Origin of the sequence: Cellulomonas wangleii (genome assembly GCF_018388445.1) — a bacterium.
GTDB lineage: Bacteria > Actinomycetota > Actinomycetes > Actinomycetales > Cellulomonadaceae > Cellulomonas > Cellulomonas wangleii.
In genome coordinates this window covers 2,854,729-2,869,794 of sequence record NZ_CP074405.1, presented here as the reverse complement: position 1 = coordinate 2,869,794, position 15,066 = coordinate 2,854,729, and the positions used below count along the sequence as shown (strand labels likewise).

Here is a 15,066-nt window from a genome sequence, read left to right as displayed (position 1 = left end):
GAGAGACTGGCGGGCGTGAACGACTTCCCGGCACGTGCGGTGGTCGACCTGGGCGCCGTGCGTGGCAACGTCCGCGCCCTGGCGGCGCACGCACCGAGCGCGCAGGTCATGGCCGTCGTGAAGGCCGACGCGTACGGGCACGGGCTGGTGCCCGCCGCGCTCGCGGCACTCGAGGGCGGTGCCACGTGGCTCGGCACGGCGCAGGTCCCCGAGGCGCTGCACCTGCGACGGGCCGGGGTCACCGGCGCGCGGATCCTCACGTGGCTGTACGCCCCCGGTGCACCCCTGCGCGAGGCCGTCGAGGCGGACGTCGACCTGTCCGTCGCGTCGCGCTGGGCGCTGGACGAGGTCGTCGCCGCCGCCCGCACGGCGGGCCGCACCGCGCGTGTGCACCTCAAGGTCGACACGGGGCTGGGCCGCAACGGGCTCATGCCCGGCGACCTGCCCGACGTCCTCACGGCCGCGCTCGCGGCCGAGGCGGAGGGCCTGGTGCGCGTCGTCGGCGTGTGGTCGCACCTGGCGTTCGCGGACGACCCGGGCCACCCGGTGGTGCTGCAGCAGGCCGCGGTGTTCGCCGAGGCGGTCGCGCTCGTCGAGGCCGCCGGTGCGCGGCTCGAGGTCCGCCACCTGGCCAACTCGGCCGCCACGCTCACCGCACCGGCGCTGCACTGGGACCTCGTACGGCCCGGGATCGCGGTCTACGGGCTCTCGCCCGTGCCGCAGGTGGGCTCGCACGACCGGTTCGGGCTGGTGCCCGCCATGACGCTGGAGGCGCAGCTGGCGACGGTCAAGCACGTGCCCGCCGGGTCCGGGGTGTCGTACGGCCACGAGTACGTCGTGCCGCACGACACGGTGCTCGGCGTCGTGCCCCTGGGGTACGCCGACGGTCTCCCGCGGCACGCGTCGGGCAGCCGTGACCGGTGGGGCGGCCCCGTGCAGGTCGGCGGGCGTCGCCTGGGCGTCGCCGGGCGCGTGTGCATGGACCAGGTCGTCCTCGACCTCGGACCGGGCGCGCAGGAGGCCGCGGGCGACCGCGTCGTGCTGTGGGGCGACGGTCGTGACGGCGCCCCGACCGCCCAGGACTGGGCCGAGGTCGCGGGCACGATCTCCTACGAGGTGGTCACCCGCCTCGGTGCGCGCGTGCCGCGCACCTACGTCGACACCGAGCGCGGCGAGCCGGCGGTGGCCGCGCCGACCACGAGCACCGGAGGTGCCGCATGACCACGCAGGTCCGCCTGCCCGACGCCGAGGCGACGCGCGCGTGGGGCCGCGCTCTCGCGGGCGTCCTGAAGCCCGGTGACCTGCTCGTCCTCACCGGTGACCTGGGTGCCGGCAAGACGACCCTCACGCAGGGCCTCGGCGAGGGCCTGGGCGTGCGCGGGCAGGTCGCGTCGCCGACGTTCGTCATCGCGCGCGAGCACCCGCCGCTGCCGCGGCCGGACGGCACGCGGGGTCCCGCGCTCGTGCACGTCGACGCGTACCGCCTCGGGTCGCTGGACGAGGTCGAGGCGCTCGATCTCGACGCGGCGCTCGACGAGGCCGTCACGGTCGTGGAGTGGGGCGAGGGCTGGGTCGAAGGGCTGACGGACGACCGCCTCGAGCTGCGACTGGAGCGCCCGCACGGCGGTGTCGGCGACGACGTCGAGGACGCCGCCGCCGGTGAGCGGGTGCTCACCGTGCAGGGCGTGGGGGACCGGTGGGAGGGCGTCGAGCTGCCGGGTCAGGCCGCAGCGACGCCGACGGCACGCGAGCAGGGGGAGTCCTGATGCACCTGGGGATCGACACGTCGGACGAGGTCGCCGCGGCGCTCGTGCTGGATGACGTCCGCGCCGAGACGCTCTCCGACGGCGAGCCGCGCCGCCACGCCGAGCTGCTCGCGCCGCTGGTCGCCGAGCTGATCGAGCGGCAGGGGCGGTCGGTGCGGGACATCGAGAGCATCGTCGTGGGCACCGGGCCCGCGCTGTTCACGGGGCTGCGCGTGGGCCTGGTGACGGCCCGGGTCCTGGGCCTGGCGCTCGGTGTGCCCGTGCACGGTGTGCCGAGCCTGGACGCCGTGGCCGAGGCCGCGGCCCGGTTCGCCGACCTGACGGACGGCACGCCGCTGCTCGTCGTGACGGACGCGCGCCGCCGCGAGGTCTACTGGTCGCGGTACGAGGTACGTGACCGTGCCGCGGTGCCCGTCGCCGGCCCCGACGTCGCGGCACCGGCGGACGTCCCGCGGACCCCCGACGACGTCGTGCTGGGTGCGGGCCGCGACCTGTACCCGGAGGTGTTCGGCGCCCCCGACCCGCGCCTGGACGCGCGCTACCCGACGCTGCGCCACCCGAACCCCGCGCTCCTCGTGTGGATCGCGCAGCGTCGCCTCGCCGCCGGCGAGGATCTGCCCGCCGACCCGCTGTACCTGCGCCGTCCCGACGCCGTCCCCCCGACGGGGGCCAAGCGGGTCCTCGCGTGAGCGCATCCGTCGACGTGCTGGTCCGGCCGCTGGTCGCCGCCGACCTGTCCGCGCTCGACCGCATGGAGCGCACGCTGTTCGGGGTCAGCGCCTGGTCACGGCAGATGCTCGCGGACGAGCTCGTCGGGCCCGGGCGCACCTACGTGGGCGCGGAGCTGCCGGGCGGCTCGCTCGTCGGGTACGCCGGCATGTGGTTCGACGGTCGTGACGTCCAGATCATGACGGTCGCCACCGACCCGGGCTACCAGGGCCGCGGCATCGCCCGTCGCATGCTGGTCACCCTCCTGGACCGGGCGCGCGAGCTCCGTGCGGAGTCCGTGCTGCTCGAGGTGCGGGTCGACAACGCCCCCGCGATCCACCTCTACGAGAGCCTCGGGTTCACGCAGCTCGGCCGCCGCCGCGGCTACTACCAGCCGGAGAACGTCGACGCGTGGACCATGCAGCTGCTGCTGCCCCGCGGGACGGGTGCGCAGGAGGAGGAGCGATGAGCGCGGACACGGTACGCCGGCGGGTCCTCGTCGACGCGGACGAGCTGGCGCGGCTACTGGCGGACGACGAGCCGCCGGTGCTGCTCGACGTGCGCTGGGCGCTGGGACGCACGGACGGCCACGAGCGGTACCTCGAGGCGCACCTGCCCGGCGCCGTGTACGTCGACCTCGACACCGAGCTCGCCGCGCCGCCGTCCCCGGCCGCGGGGCGGCACCCGCTGCCCGACGTGGCCGACCTGGAGCGGGCGGCCCGGCGCTGGGGCGTGCGCGAGGGGTCCGCGGTCGTCGCGTACGACGACGCGGGAGGCACCTCGGTCGCCCGTGCGTGGTGGCTGCTGCGCTGGGCGGGTGTGCGCGACGTGCGGATCCTCGACGGCGGCCTGCCCGCGTGGACGGGCGCCGGCTACCGCGTGGAGCCCGGTGAGGTGACCGCGGAGCCGGGTGACGTCGTGCTGGTCCCGGGGGGCCTGGGCACCGTCGACGCCGACGGTGCGGCGGACCTCGCCGTGCACGGTCTGCTGCTGGACGCGCGCGCGGCCGAGCGCTACGCGGGGCGGGTCGAGCCCGTGGACCCGCGTGCCGGCCACGTGCCCGGGGCGGTGAGCGCGCCGACGGCCGGGAACCTCACGGCGGACGGGCGGTTCCTCGACGCCGGGGCGCTGGCGGCCCGCTTCGCGGCGCTCGGCGTGCCGGTGCCCGGGGCCCCCGCGGGCACGGGGCACCCGACGCCCGGACCGGTCGGGGTCTACTGCGGCTCGGGGGTGACGGCCGCGCACGAGGTCGCGGCGCTCGCCTCGCTGGGTGTCGACGCCGCGCTGTACCCGGGCTCGTGGTCCCAGTGGTCGCACGACCCCGCGCGGCCGGTCGCCACGGACTGACGGACCGGCCGCGCCGGCGGGTCAGACCTCGCGCGCGACGACGTCCCACCCCAGGCGCGGGGCACGCGGCCGCTCGGTGCCGGTGCCGTCGGGCCACCCGACGTTGAGGACGGACAGCGTCCGCCACGAGGTGCCGGCGAGCAGGTCGGCGTCGATGGCGGCGGCGTCGATGCCCGTCATCGGGCCGACGCCCAGCCCGGCGGCGCGCAGGCCGACGACGAGGTAGCCGGTCTGCAGCCACGCGTTCTCGCGTGCCATGCGCTCGCGCACGTCGGGCACGCCGGCGAGGCGCTCGCCCGACGTGGGGGCGTGCGGCACCAGGGTGGGGAAGTGGTGGTGGAAGTCGGTGTCCGCCGCGACGACGAGCGTGAGCGGTGCCGCGAGGACGCGCTCCCGGTTGAACTCGGCCACGTGCGCCGCGAGGCGCTCGCGGGCCTCGGGGCTGCGGACGACGAGCAGGCGCAGCGGCGTCGAGTTGTTGGCGGTGGGCCCCCAGCGGACGGCGTCGTGGACGTCGCGCACCAGGTCGTCGGGCACGGGCGCGTCGCGGAACCGGCCCACGGTGCGGGCGTCGCGGAACAGCGCGGCGACGACCGGGGGGACCGGTGCGAGGGCGTCGGGGTCCGCAGCGCCCTCGAGCGCGGTCGGGTCGAGGGTCGGGTCGTCGATGATCTCGCTGGTGGTCACGGTCCCCGCAACAGTCCATGCGGACGCATCGATACCCCGGGGCAACCATGAGATCGGCCACGTCGTCGCGCGCGCCTATCCTGGACGGCGTGACTGCACCCCTCGTCCTCGGGATCGAGACCTCCTGCGACGAGACCGGCGTCGGCCTCGTGCGCGGTTACGACCTGCTCGTCGACGCCGTGGCCAGCTCGGTGGACGAGCACGCGCGGTTCGGCGGGATCATCCCCGAGATCGCCTCACGCGCCCACCTCGAGGCGATGGTCCCCACGATCGAGCGCGCGCTCGCCACGGCGGAGGTCACGCTCGACGACGTCGACGCGATCGCGGTGACCGCGGGCCCCGGCCTCGTCGGGCCGCTGACCATCGGCGCCGCGGCAGCCAAGGCGCTCGCGGTCGGCCTGGGCAAGCCGCTGTACGGCGTCAACCACGTCATCGGGCACGCCGTGGTCGACGAGCTGGTGGACGGCGCGTTCCCCGAGCGCGTCATGGCACTGGTCGTGTCCGGCGGGCACTCGTCGCTGCTGATGATCGACGACACCGTGAACGTCACCGAGCTCGGCTCGACGCTCGACGACGCGGCGGGTGAGGCGTTCGACAAGGTCGGGCGCCTGCTCGGGCTGCCGTACCCCGGCGGTCCGCACATCGACCGCCTCGCGCGTGAGGGCGACCCGGACGCGATCCGGTTCCCCCGCGGGCTCACCGCACCCAAGGACCAGGCGAAGCACGCCACGGACTTCTCGTTCTCCGGCCTCAAGACCGCGGTCGCGCGGTGGGTCGAGGCCCGTCGCGACGCGGGTGAGGACGTCCCGCTGCCGGACGTCGCGGCGTCGTTCGCGGCCGCCGTGGCCGACGTGCTCACCGCCAAGACGATCGCCGCGTGCCGCCGCGAGGGCGTCTCGACGCTCGTGGTCGGGGGTGGGTTCTCCGCGAACTCCCAGCTGCGGGACATGGCCGCGGCCCGCTGCGCGGAGGCGGGCATCGAGCTGCGCATCCCGCCGATCCGCTACTGCACCGACAACGGCGCGATGATCGCGGCGCTCGGGTCCGCGGTCGTGCGGCGCGGGATGCCGCCGTCGCCGCTGGACCTGCCGGTGGACTCGACGATGCCGCTGACCCAGGTCCTGGTCTGACCCCACCCTGGCCGGGCGCCGCGTCCGAGGGTCGTCAGGGCCGGGGCGTCCCCCACAGCCGCCACACCCGCGCGCCCAGCGCGAACGCGATCGACCCGAGACCCAGGGCGACGGCCAGCGGCTGCCACGCCGTCGCGAACTCGACGCCCATCGCGTCGTCGGTGCTCTCCACCGTGACCGGGGCCCACAGCCACGTGAGCTCCACGGTGCCGCCGCCCATGGCAGCGACCGCCTGCGTGGCCCCCACGGCCCACGCGCAGGCCAGGTACACGGGGAACGCGGCCCCGACCAGGAAGGCCAGCACGGCGCCGTCCGTCCAGCGCGGGCGCGGCCGGTCCAGCTCGGCGAAGTACGCCGCCGCGAGGCGGGAGGGCCGGCCGAGGTCGCGCAGCGCCGCCGCCATGCCGACGCGCGACGCCTCGTCGAGCGCGGACGCGCGCAGGTCCCGGCGGATCTCGCGAGCGGCACGCCGCGGGTAGTCGTCCATCGCCTGCGCGAGGCGCCACAGCCACACCTCGAGCCGGAGCCGGTCCCGGCGCCCGACGTGCAGGCCCGGCTGTGGGGCGGGTCGCCCCGGCAGGTCGGCGGTGAGGGTCATGGGGTCCTCCTCGGGTGGTCGGCGCGGGGTGGGACGTACGGGTGGACGTCGGGCGGGGGAACGGCGTCGAGGACGCCCTCGACGGTGTGCACGAGCGTGTCCCAGGCCGCCCGCCGCTCGTCCAGGGCGGCCACGCCCGGTGCGCTCAGGCGGTAGTACTTGCGTGCGGGGCCGGACGACGACGGGACGAGCCGCGACGTCACGAGCCCGTCGTGCTCGAGCCGGCTGAGGACGGGGTAGAGCGTCCCCGTCGACAGGTCGTCCAGGCCGGCCTCGCGCAGCGCCGTGACGAGCTCGTAGCCGTAGGTCTCGTCGTGCGCCAGCGCGGCGAGGACGAGCATCGGCAGCACGCCCTTGAGCAGCTGGGGGTCGCGGGGTCGGTGCACCGCTGAACAGTAACGCCGGGTAGCCGGCTATGCAAGATAGCCGGTCCTCGCGGTGTCCGGACGGGCGGGTCAAGGCCACCCGCCCCGGTGCCGACAGCGACGGGGTGAGCGATGTGTACGCCCTCCTCGTGGTCGTCGTCGGCCTCCAGCTGGTGTGGCTGTTCGTGCGTGACCTCGGCCCGCTCGGGCGGTGGCGGCTTCGCCGCCGCATGATCCGCAGGCTGGACCCCCACCTGTCGCCGCAGGACCGGGCCGTCGCCGTGCGTCACGTGCGCGAGATCGTCCCGGTCGCGCGGGCGCCGCGCGGGTTCGCGCCCCTCCCGCAGGGAGCGGACCCCGCCGTGCCCACCGTGCCGGTCCGCGTCGCGCCGCTCGGCGACGGCCGTCCCGGGGAGGCGTTCCTCGCGCCCGGTCCCAACGACCCGCGCGCGGGCCGCCTGGGGGAGGGCGGCAACCGGACGGACGTCGTCGTCGGGCTGGGTCCCGGGCGCGCGCTGCTCGTCGCGTGCAACGGTCGCGTCGGGGCGGTCACGCGCGGGGAGGTGATGCCCGCGGCCCCCGACCGTCCGGTCATGTGCCGCGCACTCGGGGGCGACGGGACCCGCCACGTCGGTGACGTCGTGCACGCCGTGACGGCCGCCGGTCCCGCCTGGCGCACCACGTTCGTCGTGGGGAGCCGGCGCGTCACGGACACGCACGTCGACCACGACGGGTGGGCCTTCGCCATCGGGGTGATGCGCGGTGACGCGGACACGGAGCTCGACGCCGACCGCCTCGTCGACGCCGTGCTCGCGACCTGGAGATGGCTGCCCGACGACCCCGCCGCACCTGCCCGCCCCGCCCCGCCCGACATCCCCGACGACCCGTGCGTCGCGACCGTGCCCGTCGCGATCGGCGGACCCGGGGGCGTCGACGTCGCCTCGTGCCTGCTGCCGGCGGCGCCGACCGCCGTCGACGTGCCGGGGAGTGACGACACGTGGACGCACCTCTACGTGCGGCTCACGCGCGGTGCGGCGCTGGTCGTCACGTCGGCGCCGTCTGCCGACGGACGCGACGCCCGGACGGCGCTCGAGACGCCGTACGTGCACCCCTACGGGCCGTCGGTGCGCGCGGTGGGACCCGTCACGGCGCGGGCCACGCCTGCGGGTGACGTGCTGGTCCGCACGTTCGCCGTGGGGGACGGCGTGCTGCGCACCGAGGCGCGCGCCGACCGGGCGGGGCGCACCTGGACGTGGGCGCTGACGCGCACGGCGCACGACTCCGGCCCCGTGCCCGCACTCGACGGGCTCCTCGCGTCGTGGCGGTGGACCTGAGGTCGGCACCGACACCGCAGCACCCTGCGGTCAGAGCGGTCGACCCGCCGCCAGCTCCGCGACCAGTGCCCGCACCACCGGCTCGAGCTCACCGGCGTGACGCCGTGCCACCGCACGCTGCCGCTGGTACGACGCGCCGCGGCGCAGGATCGTGCGGACCTGCTCCAGCTCGGCGGCGCAGCCCAGCCGCTGCGCCACGGGCGCCAGCTCGCTGATCCACCGGCTCACCGAGTCCGTCACGAGCTCCTCGTCGCCCGCCGCGTTCGTGATGACGATCGCGTCCATGCCGTAGCGCGCCGAGCGCCACTTGTTCTCCTGCACGAACCACGGCGGCATCGTCGGCAGCGGCTCGCCCGCGTCGATCATCGACGAGAAGTGCTCGACCAGGCAGTGGGTGAGCGCGCTGATCGCCGTCACCTCGAGCAGGTTCGCGGCGCCGTCGGCGATCCGCATCTCCAGCGTCCCGAACCGCGGCGACGGGCGGATGTCCCACCGGACCTCGTCGACGCGGTCGATGACGCCGGTGTGGATCATGTCGCCCACGTACTGCTCGAGCTGCGCCCACCGCTCGAACTGCGGGGGCAGCCCCGCCGTCGGCAGCTGCTGGAAGAGCAGCGCGCGGTTCGACGCGTACCCCGTGTCCTTGCCGCCCCAGAACGGCGAGGACGCCGACAGCGACTGGATGTGCGGGAACACCGTCAGCATCGCGCGGCTCAGCGGCAGGACCTTGTCGCGGTCCTCGATGCCCACGTGCACGTGCACGCCGTAGATGAGCATCTGCCGGCCCCACCACTGGGTGCGGTCGATGAGGGTGGCGTAGCGCTCCTTGTCCGTCACGCGCTGCGTCGCCCAGTTCGCGAACGGGTGCGTCCCGGCGCCCATGAGCTCGATGCGCAGCGGGCTCGCGGCCGCGGCGACCTCGTCGAGCGCGCGCTGCAGGTCCGCGCCGGCCTCGGCGACGGTCGAGCACTTGCCGGACGACACCTCGACGGTGTTGAGCAGCAGCTCGGACGTGATGTGCGGGTGGTCGGCGCCCTCCGCGGGGCGCACGGCCTCGAAGATCGCCTGGGCCGCCTGACGCAGGTCGCCCGAGTCGGCGTCGACGAGCGCGACCTCCCACTCGATGCCGACGGTCGAGCGCTCCGACTGCGCGAAGGGCAGGGCGACGGGCGCCGCCATCAGAGCGGCTCCACGACGAGGACCCGCTGCTGCCCGGCGACGCGCGTCAGGACGATCGTGCCCTCGGCGTCGCCCCGCAGGTCGAGCTGGCGCCGCAGCGTCTCGGGCACCACGGCGGTCCCGCGCTTCTTGATGGTCAGGCGGCCGACGCCCCGCTCGCGCAGGTACGTGCGCAGGCGCTTGAGGCCGAACGGCAGGTCGTCCAGCACGCGGTACGCCGTGGCCAGCGGGTGCCACGCGGTCCGGTCGGCGAGGGCGTCGGAGGTCACGTAGGCGATGGTGGGGTCGATCAGCCGTCCCCGCACGCGGTGCGCCACCGTGCCGACCAGGCCGGCGCGGATGACGGCGCCGTCCGGCTCGTACAGGTAGCCGCCGACCGGGCCGACGGGTGGTGCGTCGTCGTCGCCGTCGGGGTCCGCGCGCAGCGTGTGCGCCGCGCCGGCCCGCAGGACGAGCGCCGAGCGCCCGGGCCCGTCGGGTGCGAGCGGTCCGAACCACAGCCCGAGCTCGACCACCTCGCCGTCGGCCGACACCCACTGCGCCTCGGCGTCCACGGGCAGGTCCCGGTGCGCCAGCCCGGGGCCGAGCTTGAGGCCGAGCGCCGGGACGGTGCCGCGCACGGCGAGCACCTCGTCGAGCGGCGGGGAGTACGCCCGGGGGTCGAAGACGCGCCGCCCGGTGCCCGTGCGGCGTGCGGGGTCGGCGTACACGCCGTCGACGCCCTCGGCCGCCAGGTCGAGCGCGAGGCCGTCGCCCAGGCGTACCTGGACCTCCGGGAACGCGCGCAGGTTCACGGTCGCCAGCGCCGCGGTCGTCTCGTCGACGTCCGTGGCCAGCACCCGCAGCCCGACGCCCGCCATGGCGAGCGCGTCGGCGCCCAGGCCGCAGGTGAGGTCGGCGACGTACGTGCAGCCCGCGTCGCGGTAGCGGCGGGCGTGGTGCGCCGCGACCTCGAGGCGGGTCGCCTGCTCCAGCCCGTGCACCGTGAACAGCATGCCGTCGGCGAACTCGCCGAGCTTGGCGCGGGCCCGCAGGCGGAGCCGCGACTGCGTGAGCGCGGCGGCCACGAGGGCGGGGTCGAGCCCGTCCTTCTGCAGGCGCTCCGCGATCGGCAGCGCGAGCCGCTCGTCGTACGGGGGCAGGGCCTGCAGCAGCGCCCAGCCGTCGGGACTGAGGAGCTTGACCAGTCCGGCGTCGTCCACGGCCCCACCTTCCCACGCCCCTCGCCGTGGGGACACCACCCGACGTCCGCGCAGCGTGCGACGACGTGCACCGTGGTCACCCGCGTGGTCGTGTCGTTGGCACTCGGGTTGACCGAGTGCTAACGCGTTCCTAGAGTGAGGAGCTGGCACTCTCCCTGGGAGGGTGCCAACCGCTCCGGTGGCCCCGGCACCCGCGACGACGGCGGCGACGGTGCGGCGCAGACCCTGCCTGAACTACTCAACATGCGAAGGGGAGGTCCGCTGTGTCGGTCTCCATCAAGCCCCTCGAGGACCGGATCGTCGTCAAGACCCTGGAGGCCGAGACGACGACCGCGTCTGGTCTCGTCATCCCGGACAGCGCCAAGGAGAAGCCCCAGGAGGGCGAGGTCCTGGCGGTGGGCCCGGGTCGTATCGACGACAACGGCAACCGCGTCCCGCTGGACGTGGCTGTCGGCGACAAGGTCATCTACTCGAAGTACGGCGGCACCGAGGTGAAGTACGACGGCGAGGAGTACCTCATCCTCTCCGCGCGCGACATCCTCGCGATCGTCGCCTGACGACAGCTCGCAGCACGCCGCCCGGACGGCCGCCCGCCACCACGGCGGGTCGTCCACGGCACGACGAAGGCCCCCTCCCGCGGGAGGGGGCCTTCGTCGTCGTTGCTCGCCGGGTCCGGGCGGGAGCGGGGCCGGACCTGCTGCGGTCGGGCCGGACGTCCGTCACCCGTCGACGCCTGTCAGCGGTGACGGGCGTCGACGGGGACGGAGGTCAGGCGGTGACGCGGCGTCCGGCGCGCTCGGCGAGGACCGCCGCGCGCTCCTCCTCGGACAGTCCGCCCCACACGCCGTAGGGCTCGCGGACCGCCAGCGACTGCTCGCGGCACTCGTTCAGCACGGGGCACGAGGCGCAGATGGCCTTGGCGGCCTCCGCGCGTCGGCGGCGGGCCGAGCCTCGCTCGCCCTCCGGGTGGAAGAACAGGTCCTGGTCGGCGTCGCGGCACGCGCCGTCGAACTGCCACTCCCACAGGTCCATCACCGGTCCGGGCAGACGCGAGATCTCGGCCATGTGCTCCTCCTTGGCTCCTGCGTTGACGTCCAGCGGCGACGCCGGGACGAAAGTCGGTGGTCGTCCGCGGTTTCCCGGGTCGACGTGCCGCAACCGTACAACCGCGCCAGAAGTTGTTCAAGACCCTTCCTCGACGCGATCTCGTGACGCGTTTCACTGGCGCGATCTGGACGTCGGTGCAGGACGTGCGTCCGCGACCCGCGGCGGGTCCGGGAGGTCGCCACCCGGATCGCGCCACGGGACTGGCACAATCGCGTCATGGTCCCCGCAGGAGAGGAGAGCGTCGGCGCACCGGCGCTCACCGTCGCCGCCGTCGCGCGCCGTCTGGGCGTGGCTCCCGCGACGCTGCGCACCTGGGACCGGCGCTACGGGCTGGGCCCCTCCGAGCACTCCGCCGGCGCGCACCGCCGCTACACCGCGCAGGACCTCGAGCGCCTGCTGGTGATGCGGCGCCTCACCATCGACGGCGTCGCCCCGGCGGAGGCGGCGCGGCTCGCGCAGGCGCCCGACACGGGGCCGCCGCCGACGGCCGCCAGCGACGACCTGACGGGCCGGCTGCCCGCGGGGGTGCCCGACGCACCACCCGCGGCCGGGGGCGTCCCCGGCCGCGCGGCGCCCGGCGCCGGCGGTGTCGTCGCGCTGGTCGACGCCGCGCTGGCGGGCCGTGCGGACCGGTGCACCGCCCTGCTGGACACCGCCGGCACCGACCTCACGGTCTGGTGGTCCGACCTGGTGCAGCCCGCCCTCGCGGCGCTGGCGCGCCGCACGGTGGTCGAGCGGCCCGGGGTCGACGCCCGCGAGACCCTGCTCGGTGCCGTGCTCGCGGCGCTGCGTGCCCGGACCGCGGCCCCGCCGCCGACCGGTGCGCCGGTCGTCCTGCTGCTGCCGGTGCCGGGGGAGGTGCGTCCGGTCCTCGCGCACGTGCTGGCCGCCGCGCTCGTCGACGGCGGCGTCGACGCGCGGCTCGTCGCCGGGCCCGTGTCCACCCGGCACGCCGGCGAGCTCGCGCTCATGACCCGGGCCCGCGCCGTGGTCACGCTCTCCGAGTCGCCCGCGCCGGACCTGTCGGTCGTGGCACGGCTGGCGGGCGAGCGCACGGACCTGCCGCAGTTCGTCATGGTGGCGGAGGGTGCCGAGGACCGGGTGCCGCTCGACCGCACCGTGCACCGCGCCCGCACCCTGCCGGGCCTGCTGCACGAGGCGCTGGCGGCCGTCGCGCAGTCGTCGGCGCCATGACCCGGTGCCGTCCGGGACGCGACGGGTGACCCGTTCGCGTGACGACATAGCACGTGGGGCCCGACAACCGGGAGAAAACGGGACGCCAGATTCTCTCCGGTGCGTCCCGGAGGCTAACGTGACCCACCGGTAACGCCGATGCAGGCATGGACCCGTGCACGCATGTGGTAACCGGGATCGGCGCGAGGAGGAACCCCATGGCTGGAGTCGTGGTCTGCCACGGCTCGGCGACCGTGCGTGAGCGGCTCGTCGTGACATCGATCGGTGTGCCGTCGCTGGCGCCCGTGCGAGCTGCCGCGTCCGCGGACGAGCTCATCGCCCTGGCGCGACGCATCGCTCCCACCGTCGTCCTGCTCGACGCGCACCTGCCCGGTGCGGGCCCCGCCGAGGCGATCCGTCGCCTGCGCTCGGTCGCGCCCTCCGCGGCGGTCGTCCTGCTGGCCGGCCCCGAGGACGGTGAGGCGCTCGACCGGGCGCTGGCGCTCGGTGCGCGGGGCTTCCTCGCGCCCGACGTGGGCCGCGCGGAGCTCGCGGCCGTCGCCGCGCACGTGCAGGCGAGCCCCGTGACGTCGGTGCCGGGCGGTCAGCAGGCGGTGCCGCACCCGGCGTCGCCCCTGCAGGAGCCGCACGCGGCGCGCAGCGACGCCGGTGTCGCCGCCCGCACCGCCGAGCCGACCCCGGTGCTGACCAAGCGCGAGATCGAGGTGCTCGTCGGCATGAGCCACGGGCGGTCGAACGCCCAGATCGGCCAGGAGCTGTTCCTGTCCGAGGACACGGTCAAGACGCACGCGCGGCGACTGTTCCGCAAGCTCGGTGCGTCGGACCGTGCGCAGGCCGTCGCGATCGGTCTGCGGCGCGGGATCATCGACTGACCGCACGTCCCCGTCGTCCCGCGGGCCACGTATCCTGACGGGATGACGGCGCCCGACTCCTCCACGTCTCCCGCGGACCCGTTCGCCCGGGTCGGACTCACGTACGACGACGTCCTGCTGCTGCCCGGTGAGACGGACGTCATCCCGTCCGAGGTCGACACGTCCTCGCGACTGACCCGCGAGATCTCGGTGCGCGTGCCGCTGGTGTCGGCGGCGATGGACACCGTCACCGAGTCCCGGATGGCCGTCGCGATGGCCCGCCAGGGCGGCGTCGGGATCCTGCACCGCAACCTCTCGATCCAGGACCAGGCGCACCAGGTGGACCTGGTCAAGCGGTCCGAGTCCGGCATGGTGTCCGACCCCGTGACGGTGGGGCCGGACGCGACGCTGGCCGAGCTCGACGCGCTGTGCGGCACCTACCGGGTGTCCGGCCTGCCCGTGGTCGACGCCGACGGGCGCCTCGTGGGCATCATCACCAACCGCGACCTGCGGTTCGTGCCGCCCGCCGAGTTCGCGACCCGTCGGGTGCGCGACGAGATGACGTCGATGCCGCTGGTGACCGCCCCGGTGGGGATCGAGCGCGCCGACGCCGCCGCCCTGCTGGCCAAGCACAAGGTCGAGAAGCTGCCGCTCGTCGACGAGCACGGCAAGCTCGCGGGCCTCATCACCGTCAAGGACTTCGTGAAGTCCGAGCAGTACCCGCACGCCACCAAGGACGCCGAGGGCCGGCTGGTCGTCGGCGCCGCGATCGGGTTCTTCGGTGACGCGTGGGAGCGGGCGACGGCACTGGTCGAGGCGGCCGTCGACGTGCTCGTGGTCGACACGGCCAACGGCCACGCCCGGCTCATGCTCGACATGGTGCGGCGCCTGAAGTCCGACCCGGCCACCCGGCACGTGCAGGTCATCGGCGGCAACGTCGCGACCCGCGCCGGCGCGCAGGCGCTGGTCGAGGCGGGCGTCGACGCCGTCAAGGTGGGCGTCGGTCCGGGGTCCATCTGCACCACCCGCGTCGTGGCGGGCGTCGGGGTGCCGCAGGTCACCGCCATCCACGACGCCTCCCAGGTGTGCCGCCCGGCGGGTGTGCCGGTCATCGGCGACGGCGGCCTGCAGTACTCCGGGGACATCGCCAAGGCGCTGGTGGCCGGGGCCGACACCGTCATGCTCGGCTCGCTGCTCGCGGGCTGCGACGAGTCGCCCGGCGACCTCGTGTTCGTCAACGGCAAGCAGTTCAAGCACTACCGCGGGATGGGCTCGCTCGGGGCCATGGCGTCGCGCGGGCGCGTGTCCTACTCCAAGGACCGGTACTTCCAGGCGGACGTCACCACCGACGAGAAGATCGTGCCCGAGGGCATCGAGGGCCAGGTGCCGTACCGCGGTCCGCTGTCGGCCGTCGCGCACCAGCTGGTCGGCGGGCTGCACCAGTCGATGTTCTACGTCGGTGCGCACACCATCCCCGAGCTGCAGCAGCGCGGGCAGTTCATCCGCATCACGCCCGCGGGGCTCAAGGAGTCGCACCCGCACGACATCCAGATGACGGTCGAGGCGCCCAACTACACGGGTCGCTGAGCGCACTGCGC

17 protein-coding genes are annotated in these 15,066 nt (G+C 75.4%); 11 read left to right on the top strand and 6 right to left on the bottom strand.

Features of this window, described 5'->3' with window-relative positions:
- The first annotated feature begins 15 nt into the window (after nt 1-15).
- Genes alr through KG103_RS13100 form a run of 5 tightly spaced genes read left to right on the top strand, consistent with a single transcriptional unit; the run spans nt 16 to nt 3,821 of the window.
- On the top strand, nt 16-1,221 hold the full coding sequence (gene alr / locus KG103_RS13120) for an alanine racemase (protein WP_249670583.1): 1,206 nt from the start codon (nt 16-18) through the stop codon (nt 1,219-1,221).
- Nucleotides 1,218-1,766 carry a tRNA (adenosine(37)-N6)-threonylcarbamoyltransferase complex ATPase subunit type 1 TsaE gene (tsaE, locus tag KG103_RS13115; RefSeq protein WP_207339016.1) on the top strand — a complete coding sequence of 183 codons (549 nt, stop codon included), beginning with the start codon at nt 1,218-1,220 and terminating at the stop codon, nt 1,764-1,766. Before alr ends, tsaE begins: the two co-directional genes overlap by 4 nt.
- The gene (gene tsaB / locus KG103_RS13110) at nt 1,766-2,455 is read left to right on the top strand and encodes a tRNA (adenosine(37)-N6)-threonylcarbamoyltransferase complex dimerization subunit type 1 TsaB (RefSeq protein WP_242635220.1); all 690 of its coding nucleotides are present in this window, start codon (nt 1,766-1,768) and stop codon (nt 2,453-2,455) included. Before tsaE ends, tsaB begins: the two co-directional genes overlap by 1 nt.
- The gene (rimI, locus tag KG103_RS13105) at nt 2,452-2,943 is read left to right on the top strand and encodes a ribosomal protein S18-alanine N-acetyltransferase (RefSeq protein ID WP_207339015.1); all 492 of its coding nucleotides are present in this window, start codon (nt 2,452-2,454) and stop codon (nt 2,941-2,943) included. Before tsaB ends, rimI begins: the two co-directional genes overlap by 4 nt.
- The gene (locus KG103_RS13100; RefSeq protein ID WP_207339014.1) at nt 2,940-3,821 is read left to right on the top strand and encodes a sulfurtransferase; all 882 of its coding nucleotides are present in this window, start codon (nt 2,940-2,942) and stop codon (nt 3,819-3,821) included. Before rimI ends, KG103_RS13100 begins: the two co-directional genes overlap by 4 nt.
- A 21-nt stretch (nt 3,822-3,842) precedes the next feature.
- On the opposite strand, the gene KG103_RS13095 is transcribed toward KG103_RS13100, so the two are convergent.
- Nucleotides 3,843-4,508, bottom strand: a complete 666-nt coding sequence (locus KG103_RS13095; RefSeq protein ID WP_207339013.1) for a malonic semialdehyde reductase — start codon at nt 4,506-4,508, stop codon at nt 3,843-3,845.
- Between the two features lie 47 nt (nt 4,509-4,555).
- Between KG103_RS13095 and tsaD the strand changes: the two genes are divergently transcribed.
- Nucleotides 4,556-5,638 carry a tRNA (adenosine(37)-N6)-threonylcarbamoyltransferase complex transferase subunit TsaD gene (tsaD, locus tag KG103_RS13090; protein WP_207339012.1) on the top strand — a complete coding sequence of 361 codons (1,083 nt, stop codon included), beginning with the start codon at nt 4,556-4,558 and terminating at the stop codon, nt 5,636-5,638.
- 34 nt (nt 5,639-5,672) lie between these two features.
- Here tsaD and KG103_RS13085 read toward each other — a convergent pair whose 3' ends face one another.
- On the bottom strand, nt 5,673-6,236 hold the full coding sequence (locus KG103_RS13085; protein WP_207339011.1) for a hypothetical protein: 564 nt from the start codon (nt 6,234-6,236) through the stop codon (nt 5,673-5,675).
- Nucleotides 6,233-6,622 carry a PadR family transcriptional regulator gene (locus tag KG103_RS13080; RefSeq protein WP_207339010.1) on the bottom strand — a complete coding sequence of 130 codons (390 nt, stop codon included), beginning with the start codon at nt 6,620-6,622 and terminating at the stop codon, nt 6,233-6,235. Before KG103_RS13080 ends, KG103_RS13085 begins: the two co-directional genes overlap by 4 nt.
- A 104-nt stretch (nt 6,623-6,726) precedes the next feature.
- Between KG103_RS13080 and KG103_RS13075 the strand changes: the two genes are divergently transcribed.
- Nucleotides 6,727-7,935, top strand: a complete 1,209-nt coding sequence (locus KG103_RS13075; RefSeq protein WP_207339009.1) for a hypothetical protein — start codon at nt 6,727-6,729, stop codon at nt 7,933-7,935.
- 30 nt (nt 7,936-7,965) lie between these two features.
- Here KG103_RS13075 and KG103_RS13070 read toward each other — a convergent pair whose 3' ends face one another.
- Together KG103_RS13070 and KG103_RS13065 are read right to left on the bottom strand one after the other, a co-directional pair.
- Nucleotides 7,966-9,114, bottom strand: a complete 1,149-nt coding sequence (locus KG103_RS13070) for a glutamate--cysteine ligase (protein WP_207339008.1) — start codon at nt 9,112-9,114, stop codon at nt 7,966-7,968.
- Nucleotides 9,114-10,316, bottom strand: coding sequence for a class I SAM-dependent methyltransferase (locus KG103_RS13065; RefSeq protein ID WP_207339007.1), 1,203 nt, complete (start codon nt 10,314-10,316; stop codon nt 9,114-9,116). The genes KG103_RS13070 and KG103_RS13065 overlap by 1 nt, the downstream gene beginning before the upstream one ends.
- Before the next feature lie 263 nt (nt 10,317-10,579).
- Here KG103_RS13065 and groES point away from each other — a divergent pair, with 263 nt between their 5' ends.
- Nucleotides 10,580-10,873 carry a co-chaperone GroES gene (groES, locus tag KG103_RS13060; protein WP_207339006.1) on the top strand — a complete coding sequence of 98 codons (294 nt, stop codon included), beginning with the start codon at nt 10,580-10,582 and terminating at the stop codon, nt 10,871-10,873.
- Between the two features lie 211 nt (nt 10,874-11,084).
- On the opposite strand, the gene KG103_RS13055 is transcribed toward groES, so the two are convergent.
- Nucleotides 11,085-11,381 (bottom strand): WhiB family transcriptional regulator, encoded by a 297-nt coding sequence (locus tag KG103_RS13055; RefSeq protein WP_203671336.1) that lies wholly within the window; start codon nt 11,379-11,381, stop codon nt 11,085-11,087.
- 258 nt (nt 11,382-11,639) lie between these two features.
- Between KG103_RS13055 and KG103_RS13050 the strand changes: the two genes are divergently transcribed.
- The 3 genes from KG103_RS13050 to guaB all read left to right on the top strand — a co-directional run bounded on the left by KG103_RS13050 (nt 11,640) and on the right by guaB (nt 15,055).
- Nucleotides 11,640-12,617 carry a MerR family transcriptional regulator gene (locus KG103_RS13050; protein WP_207339005.1) on the top strand — a complete coding sequence of 326 codons (978 nt, stop codon included), beginning with the start codon at nt 11,640-11,642 and terminating at the stop codon, nt 12,615-12,617.
- A 197-nt stretch (nt 12,618-12,814) separates the two neighbouring features.
- Entirely contained in the window at nt 12,815-13,489 is a 675-nt protein-coding gene (locus KG103_RS13045) for a response regulator transcription factor (RefSeq protein WP_207339004.1), read from the top strand.
- Nucleotides 13,490-13,531: 42 nt separating this feature from the next.
- Nucleotides 13,532-15,055, top strand: coding sequence for an IMP dehydrogenase (gene guaB / locus KG103_RS13040; RefSeq protein ID WP_207339003.1), 1,524 nt, complete (start codon nt 13,532-13,534; stop codon nt 15,053-15,055).
- Nucleotides 15,056-15,066 lie beyond the last annotated feature (11 nt).